Genomic DNA, 16,644 nt, shown 5'->3' on the forward strand with positions numbered 1-16,644 from the left:
TTCATGACACACAATCCGTCCACGGAGCCGGCGGAGGAGTCGCTGGGTGCGCTGGTCGCCAACGCCACCGACCACATCTCCACCCTGGTGCGGGCCGAGATCGAGCTGGCCAAGGCCGAGCTCAAGTTCGACGCCAAGCGGGCCGGCATGGCCGCGGGACTCTTCGGCGCGGCGGCGTTCATGGCTCATCTGTGCCTGATCCTGGCCTCGTTCGCCATCGCGTACGGCTTGGTCGCCCTGGGAATGTGGACGTGGCTGGCCTTCACCGTCGTCACGGTGTTCTATCTGGTGGTGGCCGGACTTCTGATCTTCTTCGGCGTCCGGCGGCTCAAGGGCCTGAGCGGGATGAAGCGGACCATGCGGTCGCTGAAGAACCTCAAGAGCGGCGACACCGAGCCCGGCGCCCCCCTCCCCGCTCCGGCCACCGCGGGCCAGATCGGCGCGGCCCGCGAACCGGTGAGACCGGTCCAGTGAGCCATCCCGACGAGTCTCTGGTCAGGATCGAGGGCCCGTGGACCCACCGCGCCGTCCACGCGGGCGGCACCCGCTTCCACGTGGTGGAGGCCGGTGAGGGCCCGCTCGTGCTGCTGCTGCACGGGTTTCCCCAGTTCTGGTGGACCTGGCGCCACCAGCTCGTCTCGCTGCCGGCGGCGGGCTATCGCGCCGTCGCCGTCGACCTGCGGGGCTACGGCGGCAGCGACAAGCCGCCCCGCGGCTACGACCTGCCCACCCTGGCCGGCGACGCGGCCGGGCTGATCCGCGCGCTGGGCGAGAGCGGCGCGATCGTCGTCGGCCACGACTGGGGCGGGCTGCTGGCCTGGACCATGGCCGTACGCGACCCCAAGGCGGTCCTGCGGCTGGTCCCGGTGTCGGCGCCGCATCCGCTCAGGTTCCGTTCCTCGCTGCTCACCGACCCGCTCGGCCAGCTCAGGGCGAGCGCCTACGCCCTGGGCTTCCAGCTGCCGCTGCTGCCCGAGTGGCGGCTGACCGCCCGGGACGGCGCGCTGGTGGGGCGGATGCTGAACGAGTGGGCGGGGCCGGGGTGGCCGGACGAGGACGTGGCGAAGACCTACCGCGACGTGTTCCGCATCCCCACCGTCTCGCACTGCGCGCTGGAGTATCACCGCTGGTTCGCCCGCTCCCAGCTCCGTCCTGACGGGCTCCGCTACGCGAGGACCATGCGGGGCGAGATCGACGCGCCCACCCTGCAACTCCACGGCGCGCTCGACGGGCACACCCTGCCCCGCACCGCCCAGGGCTCCGGCCGTTACGTGACGGCCCCCTATCGGTGGCGGCTGATCGAGGGCGCCGGGCACTTCCCGCACGAGGAGCGCCCGCAGGAGTTCGACACCGAGCTCGTCTCCTGGCTGTCCGACCCGGAGCCCGACCGATGACCTCGCCCAGGGCGCCGGAGACTCCCGAGACGCCGGGAACCTCGGGGACACCGGGGACACCCGGGGCGCGGCCGGCGGTACGGGGTCGCGCCCCGGAGCCGGTTCGATGACCTCACGAGACCGCGACCCGGACGGACGGCCACGCAGCCGCCGTCCCCGGGACGCGTTCGGGCGCCCGCTGCCGCACGGCGCCGAGGGGGTGGAACGCGTCCCCGACGACTACGCGCCCAGCGCGCGGGAGGCGGTCTCCGAGGCCCGCAGGCTGCTCGGCGAGGGCCGCCCCTTCCACGCCCACGAGGTGCTGGAGGGCAGGTGGAAATGCGCGCCGCGGCGGGAACGGGAGCTGTGGCAGGGGCTGGCGCAGATCTGCGTGGGTCTCACCCATCTTCAGCGGGGGAACCGGCGCGGGGCCTCGGCGCTGTTCGCGCGGGGCGCCGAAAGGATCTCCGGGTACGGCCCGCCGTACGCGGAGGTCGCCGTGGCCGCGCGTGAGCTGGGCGGCCTGGACGATCCGGACGCCGAGGCGGCCGTCGCCAGGATCAGAGACCTGCTCTGACAGTGCGCGCGGGCCGTCTCCCCACGCGGGAGATCGCCCCGGTCGCCCCGGTCGCCCAGGGACTCCAGGGACTCCAGGGCGTCCAAGGCGTCCGGGACTTCTGGGCTGCTTGGCTCAGTTGCTCTGGTCGCACTCCTGGGTGCCCACCCGGTTGAACAGTTTGGAGCCGTCCTCGGCGTCCGGCGCCACCTCCGCCGCGGTCAGCACGAACCCGGTCTCCTGCTGGTCGAGTGCCGCGGCGAAGACGACCCCGTAGACACGGCCGTCCGTGGTGAGCAGCGGTCCGCCGGAGTTGCCCTGCCTGACCAAGCCGCGGATCGCGTAGACGTCGCGGTAGACGGTCTTGCGCTCGTAGATGTCGGGGCCCTTGGCCTTCTGCTGCACCCGGATGCGGGCCTCGTTGAGGGTGAAGCCCTGGCCGTGCGGGAAGCCCGCGATGATCGCGTCGTCGCCCTTCTTGGCGGTGCCGTCGAAGCGCAGGACCGGCATGTTCAGCCCCGGCACGTACAGGATCGCGATGTCCCTGTCGGGGTTGTAGAGCACGACCCTGGCCGGGTGGGAGTTGTTCAGATAGTCGGTGACCTGGAGGTCCTGGTTGACCCCGGCGACCACGTGGGCGTTCGTCATGATCTTGTTCTGCGCGTAGACGAACCCGGTGCCCTCGATGTGCCTGCGGCAGCCCGAGGCGACGCCCTGGACCTTGACGATGCCCCGGCGGGCCCGGGTGAGCTGGGGCCCCTTCGCCACGCTCCGGTCGGGTGGCGGGACCTCGACGAACTGGCCGCCCCCGATGGCGTCGAACACCTTGGGAAAGCCGGAGGTGTCGATGAAGTCCTTGATCGGCTTCTGCAGGTCCTTGGCCGCGGCGGGCAGCGCCTGGTCCACCGTACTGATCAGCAGGGACTTGTTGACCTGCTCGCTCAACAGGGTGAACTGGGAGGACGCGATCAGCGAACCGATCATCCAGGCGATGACCAGCACGGAGAACGCGCTGGCGAAGGTGCCGCCGACCGCGTCGACCGCCTTGGCCGGCTCCCAGGTGACATGGCTGCGGACCACCGCGCCGATCGTCGACGACGCGAACTGCCCGATGGTCGCGGCGAGAAAGACGATGACGATGGCGAGCAGCGCCCGCTCGGTCTCACCGTCGACGACCGCCCGGGCGATCGGCGGAGCGATGAACATGCCCAGCAGCCCACCTCCGACGAATCCAACGAAACTTAGGGCCCCGATGATGAACCCCTGCCGGTATCCCGACACCGCAAAGGCCACCATCAGGGCGATCAGGATGAGATCGAGGAGGTCACCACTCACCCCTTTACGGTATCCAGCCCCCAGCCCGCGCGTGCACTCCTTGTCGGAGGTCCGTCCGGTTATCGTGACCGTATGGCAACGATCGGGGGGTCGCCGGCCGTGGAATCTCTCATCGAGACCGCGCTGCGAGACCGAGACCATGACGGCACGATCCGCTGGAACGCGATCGCCACACTGCACGAGCGCGGCGATCTGGAGACCTTCACCGCGGCCAGGCGGCTGTGCGCGGGAGAGACCGCGGCCGAGCGAATGCTCGGGGTGGACGTCATCGGCGGGCTCCCGTTCGCCGACCGGAGCCTGACCCTGCTCCGTTTCATGGCGGCCGGCGAGGACGACTGCATGGTGCTCTACTCGGTGCTGATCGCCTTCGGCCACCTCAGGGACCGCCGCGCGCTGTCCTCGGTGATCGCCTTGAGCGAGCACACCGACCCCGGGGTCCGGTACGGCGCGGCCTACGCGCTGCCGAACATCATCGGCAGCCCACCCGATCCGGCGGGCCTGGCCACCCTGCGGCGGCTGACGGACGACTCCGACGACGACGTGGCCGACTGGGCCCGCCTCGGGCTGGCCCTGGCGACCGGCCACGAGATCGAGGACCTCGGCGAGCCGGAGGGCCGGGAGCGGGTGCCGGGGGCGTCAGCGGGAGGCGAGGTCGAAGACGTCCGGAGGCAGATCCTCGATCCGTGACCTGTTCCAGGGGAGGGCGAAGCCCGAGTCGTCGAGCACCCCGTCGAGCACCCCCGCGGTGAAACCCCACACCAGCAGCCCGCGCACCCGGAACGCGGGCCCGGTGAAGCCACCGGGGTGACGCAGGTTGAGCCGGTTGGCCGGATCGACCAGCTCGGAGATCGGGACCCGCTCCACGGACTCCACCTCGTCGGGCGAGGCCGCGTGCACCACGGAGGGCGTGTGCCACCAGCCCAGCACCGGGGTGACCCGGTTGTCGCTGCGCCAGATGTAGAGCTCGGGCATCGTGCCGACCACGTGGACCCCGCGCGGGTCGAGGCCGGTCTCCTCCCGGGCCTCGCGCAGCGCGGCGGCGACCGGGCCGCCGTCCTCGGGATCCACGCCGCCACCGGGGAAGGCGGGCTGCCCGGCGTGCCGGCGGCCACGGAGACTGCGCTGGATCAGGAGCACGTCGGGGCCGAGCGGCCCCTCACCGAACAGCATCAGCACCGCGGCCGGACGTCCGCCGTCCGCGGGGGGACGCAGCGACGGGGGCACCGGTGCCGTCGCGGCCCGCTCGGCCAGCTTCTCCATCCATCCGGGCACTTCCACGGACACACCTCCGATGTTCTGCAACGCGACTCTCCGGCTCCGTGCTTCCCCTCCGGCGGATCCGACGTGGCGGACGGAGGGGAAGGACTTACGAGAAAGGGCCGGGACGTACCAGTTTGGCGGCCTGGACGGGGTCCGTGGGCCCGGTTCCGTACGCGGGGCAGAGCGCGGCGAGGGGGCACACGCCGCAGGCGGGCCGGCGGGCGTGGCAGACGCGGCGGCCGTGCCAGATCAGACGGTGGGACATCATCGTCCAGTCGCGCTTCGGGATGAGCTCGGCGACGGCGTGCTCGATCTTGACCGGGTCGGTCTCACCGGTCCACCCGAATCGCCGGGTGAGCCGCTGGAAGTGGGTGTCCACGGTGATCCCCGGCACCCCGAAGGCGTTGCCGAGCACCACGTTGGCGGTCTTGCGGCCGACGCCGGGGAGCGCGACCAGGTCCTTGAGCCCGCCGGGGACCTCGCCGCCGTGACGGTCGCACAGGGCCTGGGCCATGCCCACGATGTTGCCGGCCTTCGCCCGGTAGAAGCCGGTGGACCGGATGAGCTCCTCCAGCTCGGCCCGATCGGCGCCGGCGTAGTCCTCCGCCGTCGGATATTTCGCGAAAAGAGCTGGAGTAACCATGTTGACCCGCTTGTCCGTACACTGTGCGGACAGGATCGTTGCGACCAGCAGCTCAAGGGGGTTGCCGAAGTCAAGTTCGCAGTGTGCGTCTGGGTAGGTCTCGGCAAGAACGCGGTCCATCCTCCGAGCGCGACGGACCAGGGCAAGCTGGGATTCACCAGCAGGACTGACGTTGCGGAGCACGCGGACAGCCTACGCGCACGGGCCCCCTGAAAGTGGCTCGGTGGGATAGGTCACAATGACTGCGTGAGCCGCGAGACAGGAGGCACTGTGAACACCGACGACGTGCTGGCCAAGGCGCCTCTGTTCTCGGCGCTCGACCGCGAGGGCGCCGCCGCGCTGCGGACGAGCGTCTCCGAGGTACGCCTCTCCAAGGGGCAGGCCCTGTTCAGCGAGAACGAGACCGGAGACCGCCTCTACGTGGTGCTCGAAGGCAAGATCAAACTTTCCAGAACCGCGCCCGACGGCCGGGAGAACCTCCTCAGCGTGCTCGGCCCCGGCGAGATGTTCGGCGAGCTGTCGCTGTTCGACCCCCGCCCGCGTACGGCCTCCGCCACCGCGCTGACCGACGTCCGGCTGGCCGGGCTCGGCCACGACGACCTCCGCCCCTGGCTGACCGGCCGCCCCGAGGTCGCCCTGCACCTGCTGCGCGCCCTGGCCCAGCGGCTGCGCCGTACCAACGACGTGCTGGCCGACCTGGTCTTCACCGACGTTCCCGGCCGGGTCGCCAAGGCCCTGCTCGACCTGGCCGACCGGTTCGGCCAGCGGATCGACGACGGCATCCGGGTCCACCACGACCTCACCCAGGAGGAGCTGGCCCAGCTGGTCGGCGCCTCACGCGAGACCGTGAACAAGGCCCTGGCCGACTTCGCCCAGCGCGGCTGGCTGCGCATCGAGGCCAAGGCCGTGGTCATCATGGACCTGGAACGGCTGCACAACCGCTCGCGTTGACGCCGTGCCGGAACATCCGGCGAGCCGCGCCGGACGCGCCGGAGCGGCCGTACGGGTCTAGCCGTCGAGATAGGCGAGCTGGGCGCGGACCGACATCTCGGCGGCGGGCCTGAGCGATCCGCCGACGTCCGCGTAGACGATCTCGACGATCTCCCGCACCGTCGTCGCGCCCTCGGCGCGGGCCCGCCGGATCTGCTCAAGACGCCGCCTCCGGTGGGCGATGTAGCCGTCGAGCGCGCCGATCGGGTCGGGCAGCACCGGGCCGTGCCCGGGGAGGAGCGCCACGGCGCCCACCCGCTCGGCCGTCGCCCGGAGACGGTCCAGGGAACGCAGGTAGTCGGTCAGGTCGCCGTCCGGGGCGATCACGGTGGTGCCCCGGCCGAGCACGGTGTCGCCGGTGAGCACGGCCCGATCCTCGGGCAGCCAGAAGCAGAGCGAGTCGAACGAGTGGCCGGGCGTGCCGACCACGTGGAGCTCAAGGCCGTCCACGGCGAGCACGTCACCGTCGCCGAGCCCCTCGTCGCCGAGCCGGTGCCGGGGGTCCAGCGCCCGGACGGGGGCGCCGACCAGCTCGGCGAGCCTCCCGGCCCCGCCGCTGTGGTCGTGGTGCCCGTGGGTGAGCAGGATCGCCGTCACCCGGCGCCCGCCGATCCGGTCGGCGACCCGGCGCAGATGGGTCTCGTCGTCCGGTCCGGGATCGACGACCAGCACGTCCTCCCCGCGGCCGATCACCCAGGTGTTGGTGCCGTCCAGGGTCATGGGGGACGGGTTCGGGGCGAGGAGGTTGAGCGCGTGGGCCGTGCCCGATCCGTCCGGGCCGCCGAGGGGGATCCGCAGCCCGCTCACTCCGCCTCCGCACCCGGCGGCCGGGAGCCCTCGCACGGGCACCTCCCGTGCCCGCCGATCCGCCCGCTCAACCGGCACCGTACCTGTGGCTGTGGTAGTCGTCGTCGAGCACGACGCGCATCTCCCCGTCCACCTCGGCGACCCCGGGCATGAAGGTGACGATCTCGCGCTCGGCCGCGAGCACGTCGGCCACGGTCCGATAGCCGCCGAGTTCGGCGAGCGTGCGATAGGTGGGCGGCATCAGGAGAATCCGGCCGCTCCCGGCCCGCTCGACCGCGTCGGCCGGCCGTACCCAGGCGACCCGGTCGGCCTCGCCGCCCACGTCCCGGGTGCGCTGGCCCGGCGGGAGCGCCGCGACGAAGAACCGGGTGTCGAACCGCAGGCTCTCCACCTCGGGAGTGATCCAGTGCGCCCAGGGGCGGAGCAGATCGGCGCGGAGGACCAGGGCGCGCCGGTCCAGGAAGCCGGCGAACGACAGCCTCCGGTCGATCAGCGCGATCCGGTCCGCCTCCCAGTCCTCACCGGTGGTGTCCGCCACCACCGCCTCCGGGGACGGCCCGGCCAGCAGCACGCCCGACTCCTCGAACGTCTCCCGCACCGCGGCGCAGACCAGGCCGCGCGCGGTCTTCTCGTCCGCGCGAAAGACCCTTCCCCAGCCGGCGGGCGAGGGGCCCGCCCAGGCGACCGTGTGGTCGGTGTCCCGGGGGTCCACCGAGCCGCCGGGAAAGACGTGGGCGCCGGCGGCGAAGGCCATGCTCGCCTTCCGCCTCAGCAGGTAGACCTCGATCCCGCCGGCGCTCCGCCCGCGCAGGACGGCCACCGTGGCGGCATCGCGGGCCGGGACGGGTGGCACCCGCCCGGCCAGGATGTCGCGCGCACGCCGGCCGTCCTCACCGGAGAGCGGGATCCCGCCCATTCAGCCCCTCCATCAGAACAACGCTCCGCTCTGGAATTCGTGATTGGGGTACGGCTCCCGCCCCGGACGACCGTCAGCGAACCTCGGCGATCAGCTCGATCTCGATCGGCGCGTTCGCCGGGAGAACGGCCACACCGACCGCGCTGCGAGCGTGCTTGCCCGCGTCCCCCAGAACCTCGGCGAGCAGCTCGCTCGCACCGTTGACTACCTGGGGCTGCCCCCCGAAACCAGGGTCACTGGCCACAAAGGCGAGAACCTTGACAATCCGCACAATGCCGGACAGGTCCCCGATCACCGACTTGACCGCCGCGAGAGCGTTGAGCGCGCAGATCCTGGCGAGCTCGCGGGCCTCCTCGGGGCTGACCTCGGCGCCGACCTTGCCGGTCGCCGGAAGCTTGCCGTCCACCATCGGGAGCTGCCCCGAGGTGTAGACGTAGTTGCCCGTGCGAACCGCCGGGACATAGGCCGCCAGCGGCGGGACGACTTCGGGAAGCTTCAGGCCGAGCTCGGTCAGCCTCTCCTCCGGCGTCACTGCTTCGGCCGCTTCAGGTAGGCGACCAGCTGCTCGGGGTTCGGCCCCGGCACAACCTGGACGAGCTCCCAGCCGTCCTGACCCCAGTTATCAAGAATCTGCTTGGTCGCGTGGACCAGCAGTGGAACCGTCGAGTATTCCCATTGCGTCATGGGGACACCCTAGCGAGAGCCCAAACGCGGACGGATCCCCCCCATTGGGTCCACCGGACCGGCGCGTTCACAGGGCACCGGGCCATACCCGATCGGTCACCAACGGTACGGTCCCGGCCAATCACCATATGGCCGTTGGGTAGCCTTCGAAAGGTGAGAGCTCGCGACACCGATTGGGACGGCGTACGCCTCCACGTCGTCACCGGTAAGGGCGGCACCGGGAAGACCACGGTGGCCGCCGCGCTCGCCCTTGCCCTCGCCTCGGGCGGGCGCAGGGTCCTGCTGGTGGAGGTCGAGGGCAGGCAGGGCATCGCGCAGGTCTTCGACCTGCCGCCGCTGCCGTACGAGGAGCGGAAGATCGCCGTCGCGCCCGCGGGCGGCGACGTCTACGCGCTGGCCATCGACCCCGAGGAGGCCATGCTCGAATATCTGGAGATGTTCTACGGCATGCGCCGCGCGGGCAAGGCCCTGAGCAAGATGGGGGTCGTCGACTTCGCCACCACCATCGCCCCCGGCTTCCGCGACGTGCTGGTCACCGGGAAGACGACCGAGGCGGTGCGGCGCAAGGGCAAGGACGGCGGCCGGATCTACGACGCGGTCGTGCTGGACGCGCCGCCGACCGGCAGGATCGCCCGCTTCCTGAACGTCACCAACGAGGTGGCCGGGCTGGCCAGGATAGGACCGATCAAGAACCACGCCGACCTGGTGAACGGCGTTGTGTCCTCCCCCGAGACCGCGGTGCACTTTGTCACGCTCCTGGAGGAGATGCCGGTCCAGGAGACCCTGGACGGAATCGGCGAGCTGCGGGAGGCCGGGCTGCCGCCCGGCGGGATCTTCACGAACATGGTCAGGGACTCGCTGCTGCCCAAGTCGGTCCTGGACGCCGCCGTCAAGGGCCGGTTCGACCAGGCCGAGCTGGCGCTGGGCCTGAAGGCCGCCGGGCTCGCGGAGGGCCGCTCCGACGCCGCCGCGGTGGCCGAGGCCCTCGCGGCGGAGATCGCCGAGCACGCCCACCGCACCCGCCTCGAACGCCGCGAGAGGCGGTCGCTGGACAGGTCGGGCCGCCCCCGCTACGAACTGCCGCTGCTGGCCGACGGGGTGGACCTGTCCGGGCTGTACGAACTGGCCGAATCGATCCACGCCCAGGGAGCCGCATGAAGACCCCCCCGGTCCTCGATCTCGACCCGATCATCGACGATCCGGGCACCCGGATCATCGTCTGCTGCGGCTCAGGCGGGGTCGGCAAGACCACCACGGCGGCGGCGCTGGGGCTGCGCGCGGCCGAGCGCGGCCGTTCGGCCGTGGTGCTGACCGTGGACCCGGCCCGGCGGCTGGCGCAGTCCATGGGGCTCATCGAGCTGGACAACACCCCGCGGCTGGTCGCGGGCGTGGCGGGCGAGGGCCAGCTGCACGCCATGATGCTCGACATGAAACGCACCTTCGATGAGATCATCGAGGCGCACGCGGACCCGGACCGGGCCCGCCAGATCCTGACAAATCCCTTTTATCAGTCTCTGTCGTCCAGTTTCTCCGGTACCCAGGAGTACATGGCGATGGAGAAGCTCGGCCAGCTCCGCCGGTCGGGCGACTGGGACCTGATCATCGTCGACACCCCGCCGTCCCGCTCCGCACTGGACTTCCTGGACGCGCCGGAGCGGCTGGGCCGTTTCCTCGACGGCCGGCTCATCCGGCTGCTGACGGCCCCCGCCAAGGCGGGAGGACGCAGCGCCTTCAAGCTGCTCAACGCGGGGTTCGGCATCGTCGCCGGAGCACTGACCAAACTGCTGGGCGCCCAGGTGCTCAAGGACCTGCAGACGTTCGTGTCCGCGCTGGACGCCGTCTTCGGCGGATTCAGGGCACGGGCCGAGCAGACCTACAAGCTCCTGCAGGCCCCGGGAACCGCCTTCGTCGTCGTGGCCGCCCCCGAACGCGACGCCATGCGCGAGGCGTCCTACTTCGTGGAGAGGCTCGCCGAGGAGCGCATGCCCCTGGCCGGGCTCGTGGTGAACCGCGTGCACCGCGCACCGGCGGCCGTGCTGTCCGCCGCGCGCAGCACCGCCGCCGCCGAGGACCTCGAATCCCGGGGCGAGCACGAGCTCACCTCCGCCGTACTGCGCCTGCACGCCGGCCGGATGCAACTGGCGGCCCGCGAGCGGCGGGAGCAGGAGCACTTCGTCTCCGCCCACCCCACGGTGCCCGTCGCCCAGGTGCCCGCCATGCCGGAGGACGTGCACGACCTGAAGGGCCTGCGCCAGGTGGGCGAACTGCTGGCCGCCCAGTAGCCCCGAAGAGCCCGGTAGCCCCGAAGAGCCCAGCCCCGAGGACCCGCCCACCGGGCGGCCACGGGACACGTCCGGGCCAACCCGCGGGCATGCGTGTACGGCTGGCGCGGAGCGCCAGCCGTACGGGGTCGGCGCGAACTCAGCCGGCGATCAGCTCGTTCGTTCGCTCGTACTCTTCTTTGGCCAACTCCAGCAGGTCCCGCCAGGAGTCGACATCCGGTCGCCGGCGCAACAGCGCCCGACGCTCGCGCTCGGTCATCCCACCCCACACCCCGAACTCGATGCGATTGTCCAGCGCATCGGCGAGGCACTCGGTCCGGACCGGGCATCCTCGGCAGATCAGCTTTGCTCGGTTCTGGGCAGCGCCCTGAACGAACAACGCGTCAGGATCCGCACCCTTACAGGCCGCACGGGAGGTCCAATCCGTGATCCACATTCGACCCCACTCCCCTTTAGGTGGTCAGTCGTGACTTGGGGCCGACGGGCGCGGGCGTCGAGCCTCCATATTCAGTTGCCGCAGAAGGAGAACGTACGCAATCAGACGTTCGGGCCGACAGACCCCGGCGGGACCAATTTCCCGCATGGTCATCGGCGGCCATCTGGCCGGGAATGACTAGTCACCTGCATCCGATACACGGTCGAGTCAAGACGAAATGGGGTTCCGTTACCGTTTGGGCCATCCGTCCGACGTACCCTTGGACTCGTGCAAGCTGAAGGCAAAGCTCAGGGGTCCACAGTCGGGAACGCGCTGCGGCTGCTCGCCGCGGCCGCCGGCGCGGGGGTGTTGGTCGCCGCCATCGCGCTTCCCGCGGTGGGCGGCGCGGGGATGACGGCGAAGTCCGCCACGGAGGAGCTCCACCTGCTCCCCGAGGAGCTCAACGAGCCCCCGCTGGCGGAGAAGACGACCCTGCTCGACGTGAACGGCAAGCCGTTCGCCCAGTTCTACTTCGAGAATCGCGAGTCGGTGAAGCTCGACCAGGTCGCCGACATCATGAAGACCGCGATCGTCTCGATCGAGGACTTCCGGTTCTACGAACACGGGGCGATCGACATGGAGGGCACCCTCCGCGCGGCCGTGAAGACCCTCTCCGGCAGCAGCGTCCAGGGCGGCTCCTCCATCACCCAGCAGTACGTCAAGCTGGTGCTGTTCAACTCCGCGGAGAGCGCCGAGGACAAGGCCGCCGCGATCGAGCAGACCCTCTCCCGCAAGCTGAACGAGCTGCGCTACGCGCTGGCCATCGAGGAGAAGTACACCAAGTCGGAGATCCTTGAGCGCTACCTCAACATCTCCTACTTCGGCGCCGGTGCCCACGGGATCCAGGCCGCGGCCAAGCGGTTCTTCGGCAAGCCGGCCTCCAAGCTGAACCTCGTCGAGGCCGCCACCCTGGCCGGGGCCGTGCAGAACCCCAGCAGGACCGACCCCAACGCGGGCAAGGCGAGCCGCGAGCGCCTGCTGGAGCGGCGCAACACCGTGCTGACCCGGATGGCCGAGCTCGGCAAGATCACTCCGGAGGAGGCCGCGGAGGCCAAGGCCAGGAAACTCGGGTTCAAGGACGTCCCGGTCCCCGGCGGCTGCGACGAGAGCTCCTACCCGTACTTCTGCCTCTACGCACAGCAGGAGATGCTCAACAACGAGATCTTCGGCAAGTCCGCCGCGGTGCGCAAGAGGCTGCTCCAGCGGGGCGGGCTGACGATCAAGACGACGCTCGACCCGCAGGCCCAGCTGGCCTCGGAGAAGGCCATCGCCGAATACGTCAAGACCAGCGACAAGCCGGTCGCCGCCCAGGCGATGGTCGTGCCCGGCACCGGCGCCATCAAGGCGATGGCCGCCAGCCGGAAGTTCGGGCAGAACAGAAAAAAGAACGAGATGAGCTACAACCTGGCCGGCGACGTCATGCACGGCGGCGGCGCGGGCTTCCAGGCCGGCTCCACGTTCAAGGTCTTCACCCTGCTCACCGCCCTGAGCAAGGGGCTCAAGCTCAACGACGGCTTCGGCACCGGCTCCGGATACACGGCCCCCGGCTACAGCGCGTTCCGCGACTGCAAGGGCAACGCGGTCGGCGACCCCACGCACGAGGTGCGCAACTCCAGCGAGGGCGGCGGCGGCTTCAAGACCCTGACGACCGGCACCCTGGGCTCGGTGAACACCTTCTTCATGCGCCTGGAGCAGGAGGTCGGCCTCTGCGAGGTCGTCAAGACGGCCAAGAGCCTGGGCATCAAGCGCGCGGACGGGGACAAGCTGAAGGAGTTCGAGACCTTCACCCTCGGCATCAACGAGATGGACCCGGTGACGGTCGCCGCCGCCTACGCGGCGATCGGCGCCCGAGGCGCCTACTGCAAGCCGATGGCCATCACCGAGATCCGCGACCGCTACAACAAGGCCACGCCGTACAAACCCAAGTGCGAGCAGGTCCTGGACGAGGAGGTCGCCGACGCGGCCGCCCACATCATGTCCGGGGTGTTCACCAAGGGCACGATGACCGAGGTCGGCGGGATCGGCCGCCCGGCCGCGGGCAAGACCGGCACCACCGACGGCTACACCGCCGCCTGGTTCGCCGGCTTCACCCCCGACCTCGCCTCCGCGGTCAGCCTCGGCGACCCGCGCGGCGCCTTCATGCACGACCTGACGGGCGTGACCATCGGCGGACGCTACTACAGCTACGTGTACGGCGCCTCGATCTCCGGCAGGATCTGGAAGTACTCCATGCTCAACGCCCTCCGGGGGACCGAGCCGACCGCCTTCACCCCGGTGAACATGGGACGCTTCGGCGGCTGCTCCGGCGGCAGGTGCGCGCCCAAGGCCCCGCCGAAGCCCGACCACATCGGCCCCGACGACGAGGGCGACGGCAACGGCAACGGCAACGGGAGGGGCAACGGGAGGGGCAACGGCAGGGGCCGCTTCGACAACAACGGCAACGGCGGCGGCTGGATCACCCGGGAGCCCGGCACCGAAACCGGCGGCCTGATCAACCCGTAGGCCCGGCCCTCCCCCACGAGGCGGCAAAGCCCTCCCCGAGCGTCCGGGGAGGGCTCCTCTCCGAACGGCCCCGCCTCAAGACTCAAGACCGTCAGGCAGGACGACTCCGTACAGCCCCGCCTCACAATCGTCAGGCCAGACGGCTCCGAACGGCCTGCGCCACCCGGCTGCCCTCCGCCCGCCCGGCGACCCTCGGGTTCACGATCTTCATGACCTGCCCCATGGCCTGCGGCCCGGAGGCACCGCTCTCCGCGACGGCCTCGTCCACGATCTCGGCGATCTCCTCGTCGGACAGCTGGGCCGGGAGGTACTCCTCCAGCACGGCCTGCTCGTCCACCTCGGCCCGCGCCTGCTCCACACGGCCGGCGCCGCTGAACGCCTCGGCCGCCTCGCGGCGCTTCTTGGCCTCCCTGGCCAGCACCTTGACGATCTCGTCGTCGGAGAGCTCCCGCGCCGCCCTGCCCGCGACCTCCTCGACGTTCACCGCGGCCAGGGCCATGCGGAGCGTCCGGGTGCGGACCTCGTCCCTGCTCTTCATGGAAGCCGTGAGATCGGTCCTCAACTTGTCCTTCAATGCGCTCATGCGGTCCATCTTGCCGCCTCACCAGCTCATCTGTATCCCGAGTTTCCTCTTGAGGGCTTGATGTCGGGCATGATGAGAAGGTGAGGAAAGCAGCCGCGGTGCCCCTGTCCCTGCTCGGCGTCGGCCTGGCCGGTCTCGCCTACGCCTCGGTCATCGAGCGCAACGCCTTCCGCCTGCGGCGCTTCGACGTGCCGGTGCTGGAGCCCGGACGCCGTCCGGTGCGGATCCTGCACCTGTCCGACCTGCATCTCACGCCCGGCAGGCGGATGCTCATCGACTGGGTGCGCTCACTGGGCGACCTCAAACCCGACCTGGTGGTCAACACCGGCGACTCCATCGCGCACCCCGACGCCGTCGCCCCCCTCATGCACGCCCTCCAGCCCCTGCTGTCCCGTCCGGGGCTGTTCGTCTACGGCTCCAACGACATGTACGCCCCACGGGCCAAGAACCCCGCACGCTACCTCTGGCGCACCTCCAAGGGGGAACAGTCCCGCAGGGCCCCCTCGCTCCCCTGGGAGGAGCTGGGCGCCGCCATGTCCGTCGAGGGCTGGCTGGACATGAACAACGCCGTCGCCCGGATCAAGGCCGGCGACCTCGACGTGGCCGTGGGCGGCATCCACGACTCCCACATCAACCTCGACCGGTACGACGAGATCGCCGGGCCCGCCCCCGAGGAGGCCGACCTCCGCCTGGGCGTCATGCACTCCCCCGAGCCCCGCAACATGACCCGATTCGCCTCGGACGGCTACCAGCTGCTGCTCGCCGGCCACACCCACGGCGGCCAGCTCTGCATCCCGTTCTACGGCGCCCTGGTCACCAACTGCGGCATCGAGCCGGCCCGGGTGAAGGGGCTGAACCGCCACGACTCCGCCTACCTGCACGTCTCCGCGGGCCTGGGCACCAGCCCGTACGCCCCGGTCCGCTTCGCCTGCTTCCCCGAGGCCAGCCTCCTCACCCTGGTTCCCCGCCGCAAGCGGTGACGCAAGTACCCGCGAAGTCCGCTAGACTTTCCCAAGCACGAGCAAGACCGGCGTGCACCGGGGTGTGGCGCAGCTTGGTAGCGCGCTTCGTTCGGGACGAAGAGGTCGCAGGTTCAAATCCTGTCACCCCGACGTTTAAGACTTTCCCGAGGTCAAAGGCCGTTTCCGAGAGATCGGGAGCGGCCTTTTTCGCTCCCTGGTTTCGGTGATCGTGCGTCGCGGATGTGTCAAGATCACTAACTTCCGTCTCCGGTCGCACGCCGCCTCCACGACGTGATGACCTTCTCGTGAGCCTCCGGCGCCAGGTGCGCGTAACTCAGGGCCAGGGCGTCGCGGAGGACGTGGTCGGGCATCGGGTCGTCGTCGGGTGCGCTCATCCCGTCATGGTGGTGCGGCCGGGTGATCATGCACGGGCGGAGGTGACAACGCCCTCACTACATAGGCCGCCGGTACAAAGACCCCGGCCTCAGAAGGCGGCGATGGTGGCCGGGGCGCGTTCGGCGCGGCTGAGTGCCCGTAGGACGCCGGTTGGGCCGTGGCGTCGCACGGCCAGGCGCGCCAGCAGGCCGACCACCGTGTCGACGGCGCCAGGCGGGAGCGTGGGTGTCGCCACGCCCACGCTGACCGCCAGGTCGTCGGAGTGGACGGCGAGCTCCATCATCCGGGTGATCAGCATGTCGTCGAGCGCCAGTGACCACGGTCCCCACAGCGAGATGCGCACCGGCCGGTCCGCCGTTGAGGTGAGGGTGCCGTCCAGTTCTCCGAGGGCCGAGTCCACGCGCGCCACCAGCGCAGCGTGTCCTTCGGCCGAGACCTCCTGGCCGCCTCGCCGGATGCGGACGTTGATGTCGTCGTCGAGGCCCGCCCCGATCCAGCGCACCCGGGTGTAGTGCTCCAGCAGGGCGACGGTCTCCTCTTGCGGCACCGGACCGGTCAAAAGCTGTGGGATGGCCAGGATCTGGTAGGCCAGATGTCCCGCCAGACCGGCCACGCTGAACTCCGGCAGCGCGCTCGGCCGGCTCCAGGCGGCGGCGACCACCGGGTTGCGCAGCAGATCCGCAGCCGAGCGGGCAGTGGACAGGAAATCGGCTCTGATGTTGGTCATTACCTGCTCCTTCTGTGCGGGCCGGGCGGCATCCGCCGTCGGCGACGGTTGCGGACAGCAGGGTACGGCTCGGGGGCCGGGTGGGGGCGGGTGGACAGCAGGACGCCCCCGCGCCGTCAATGTGACTGAGCACTTCAGTCGGCGGATTGAGCA

General features: G+C 70.7%; 20 protein-coding genes and 1 tRNA gene. 10 read left to right on the forward strand and 11 right to left on the reverse strand.

What is annotated here, in order from left to right:
• The first annotated feature begins 3 nt into the window (after positions 1-3).
• From ABZ194_RS24285 to ABZ194_RS24295, 3 genes are all read left to right on the forward strand, one after another.
• Entirely contained in the window at positions 4-474 is a 471-nt protein-coding gene (locus tag ABZ194_RS24285; RefSeq protein ID WP_355599300.1) for a phage holin family protein, read from the forward strand.
• Positions 471-1,394: an alpha/beta hydrolase gene (locus ABZ194_RS24290; protein ID WP_355599301.1), complete on the forward strand. Its 924-nt coding sequence runs from the start codon at positions 471-473 to the stop codon at positions 1,392-1,394. The genes ABZ194_RS24285 and ABZ194_RS24290 overlap by 4 nt, the downstream gene beginning before the upstream one ends.
• A 106-nt stretch (positions 1,395-1,500) precedes the next feature.
• The gene (locus tag ABZ194_RS24295) at positions 1,501-1,950 is read left to right on the forward strand and encodes a DUF309 domain-containing protein (RefSeq protein WP_355599302.1); all 450 of its coding nucleotides are present in this window, start codon (positions 1,501-1,503) and stop codon (positions 1,948-1,950) included.
• A gap of 114 nt (positions 1,951-2,064) precedes the next feature.
• Here the strand turns inward: ABZ194_RS24295 and ABZ194_RS24300 are convergent, their stop codons facing one another.
• Complete coding sequence (locus ABZ194_RS24300; RefSeq protein WP_355599303.1) at positions 2,065-3,264, reverse strand: MarP family serine protease; 1,200 nt, start codon at positions 3,262-3,264, stop codon at positions 2,065-2,067.
• Between the two features lie 72 nt (positions 3,265-3,336).
• Between ABZ194_RS24300 and ABZ194_RS24305 the strand changes: the two genes are divergently transcribed.
• Complete coding sequence (locus ABZ194_RS24305; protein ID WP_355599304.1) at positions 3,337-3,951, forward strand: HEAT repeat domain-containing protein; 615 nt, start codon at positions 3,337-3,339, stop codon at positions 3,949-3,951.
• Here the strand turns inward: ABZ194_RS24305 and ABZ194_RS24310 are convergent.
• Both ABZ194_RS24310 and nth read right to left on the reverse strand, forming a co-directional pair.
• Positions 3,901-4,542, reverse strand: coding sequence for a CoA pyrophosphatase (locus ABZ194_RS24310; protein WP_355599334.1), 642 nt, complete (start codon positions 4,540-4,542; stop codon positions 3,901-3,903). The two genes, ABZ194_RS24305 and ABZ194_RS24310, sit on opposite strands and share 51 nt — an antisense overlap.
• 88 nt (positions 4,543-4,630) lie before the next feature.
• Complete coding sequence (gene nth, locus ABZ194_RS24315; protein WP_355599305.1) at positions 4,631-5,287, reverse strand: endonuclease III; 657 nt, start codon at positions 5,285-5,287, stop codon at positions 4,631-4,633.
• A gap of 150 nt (positions 5,288-5,437) precedes the next feature.
• On the opposite strand from nth, the gene ABZ194_RS24320 reads away from it, so the two are divergent.
• Positions 5,438-6,118, forward strand: coding sequence for a Crp/Fnr family transcriptional regulator (locus tag ABZ194_RS24320; protein WP_355599306.1), 681 nt, complete (start codon positions 5,438-5,440; stop codon positions 6,116-6,118).
• A 57-nt stretch (positions 6,119-6,175) separates the two neighbouring features.
• On the opposite strand, the gene ABZ194_RS24325 is transcribed toward ABZ194_RS24320, so the two are convergent.
• The 4 genes from ABZ194_RS24325 to ABZ194_RS24340 all read right to left on the reverse strand — a co-directional run bounded on the left by ABZ194_RS24325 (position 6,176) and on the right by ABZ194_RS24340 (position 8,564).
• Positions 6,176-6,964 carry an MBL fold metallo-hydrolase gene (locus tag ABZ194_RS24325; RefSeq protein WP_355599307.1) on the reverse strand — a complete coding sequence of 263 codons (789 nt, stop codon included), beginning with the start codon at positions 6,962-6,964 and terminating at the stop codon, positions 6,176-6,178.
• A 67-nt stretch (positions 6,965-7,031) separates the two neighbouring features.
• Positions 7,032-7,880 carry an NUDIX hydrolase gene (locus ABZ194_RS24330; protein WP_355599308.1) on the reverse strand — a complete coding sequence of 283 codons (849 nt, stop codon included), beginning with the start codon at positions 7,878-7,880 and terminating at the stop codon, positions 7,032-7,034.
• A gap of 73 nt (positions 7,881-7,953) precedes the next feature.
• The gene (locus tag ABZ194_RS24335; RefSeq protein ID WP_355599309.1) at positions 7,954-8,412 is read right to left on the reverse strand and encodes a RidA family protein; all 459 of its coding nucleotides are present in this window, start codon (positions 8,410-8,412) and stop codon (positions 7,954-7,956) included.
• Positions 8,409-8,564, reverse strand: coding sequence for a DUF4177 domain-containing protein (locus tag ABZ194_RS24340; RefSeq protein WP_221460272.1), 156 nt, complete (start codon positions 8,562-8,564; stop codon positions 8,409-8,411). The genes ABZ194_RS24335 and ABZ194_RS24340 overlap by 4 nt, the downstream gene beginning before the upstream one ends.
• 153 nt (positions 8,565-8,717) lie before the next feature.
• Between ABZ194_RS24340 and ABZ194_RS24345 the strand changes: the two genes are divergently transcribed.
• Both ABZ194_RS24345 and ABZ194_RS24350 read left to right on the forward strand, forming a co-directional pair.
• Complete coding sequence (locus ABZ194_RS24345) at positions 8,718-9,722, forward strand: ArsA-related P-loop ATPase (RefSeq protein WP_355599310.1); 1,005 nt, start codon at positions 8,718-8,720, stop codon at positions 9,720-9,722.
• Positions 9,719-10,846, forward strand: coding sequence for an ArsA family ATPase (locus ABZ194_RS24350; protein ID WP_355599311.1), 1,128 nt, complete (start codon positions 9,719-9,721; stop codon positions 10,844-10,846). Before ABZ194_RS24345 ends, ABZ194_RS24350 begins: the two co-directional genes overlap by 4 nt.
• Positions 10,847-10,985: 139 nt before the next feature.
• Here ABZ194_RS24350 and ABZ194_RS24355 read toward each other — a convergent pair whose 3' ends face one another.
• Positions 10,986-11,282: a WhiB family transcriptional regulator gene (locus ABZ194_RS24355; protein WP_012887233.1), complete on the reverse strand. Its 297-nt coding sequence runs from the start codon at positions 11,280-11,282 to the stop codon at positions 10,986-10,988.
• Positions 11,283-11,549: 267 nt separating this feature from the next.
• Between ABZ194_RS24355 and ABZ194_RS24360 the strand changes: the two genes are divergently transcribed.
• The gene (locus ABZ194_RS24360; RefSeq protein ID WP_355599312.1) at positions 11,550-13,823 is read left to right on the forward strand and encodes a transglycosylase domain-containing protein; all 2,274 of its coding nucleotides are present in this window, start codon (positions 11,550-11,552) and stop codon (positions 13,821-13,823) included.
• 130 nt (positions 13,824-13,953) lie between these two features.
• On the opposite strand, the gene ABZ194_RS24365 is transcribed toward ABZ194_RS24360, so the two are convergent.
• Positions 13,954-14,406: a GatB/YqeY domain-containing protein gene (locus ABZ194_RS24365; protein ID WP_355599313.1), complete on the reverse strand. Its 453-nt coding sequence runs from the start codon at positions 14,404-14,406 to the stop codon at positions 13,954-13,956.
• An 80-nt stretch (positions 14,407-14,486) separates the two neighbouring features.
• Between ABZ194_RS24365 and ABZ194_RS24370 the strand changes: the two genes are divergently transcribed.
• Together ABZ194_RS24370 and ABZ194_RS24375 are read left to right on the forward strand one after the other, a co-directional pair.
• Positions 14,487-15,386: a metallophosphoesterase gene (locus ABZ194_RS24370; protein ID WP_355599314.1), complete on the forward strand. Its 900-nt coding sequence runs from the start codon at positions 14,487-14,489 to the stop codon at positions 15,384-15,386.
• Between the two features lie 58 nt (positions 15,387-15,444).
• Positions 15,445-15,518: transfer RNA gene (locus ABZ194_RS24375), tRNA-Pro, on the forward strand.
• 104 nt (positions 15,519-15,622) lie between these two features.
• Here the strand turns inward: ABZ194_RS24375 and ABZ194_RS24380 are convergent.
• Both ABZ194_RS24380 and ABZ194_RS24385 read right to left on the reverse strand, forming a co-directional pair.
• On the reverse strand, positions 15,623-15,763 hold the full coding sequence (locus tag ABZ194_RS24380; RefSeq protein ID WP_355599315.1) for a hypothetical protein: 141 nt from the start codon (positions 15,761-15,763) through the stop codon (positions 15,623-15,625).
• A gap of 89 nt (positions 15,764-15,852) precedes the next feature.
• Positions 15,853-16,491, reverse strand: coding sequence for a maleylpyruvate isomerase N-terminal domain-containing protein (locus ABZ194_RS24385; RefSeq protein WP_355599316.1), 639 nt, complete (start codon positions 16,489-16,491; stop codon positions 15,853-15,855).
• Positions 16,492-16,644 lie beyond the last annotated feature (153 nt).

The organism is Streptosporangium sp. NPDC006007, from assembly GCF_040614315.1.
Lineage (GTDB): Bacteria > Actinomycetota > Actinomycetes > Streptosporangiales > Streptosporangiaceae > Streptosporangium.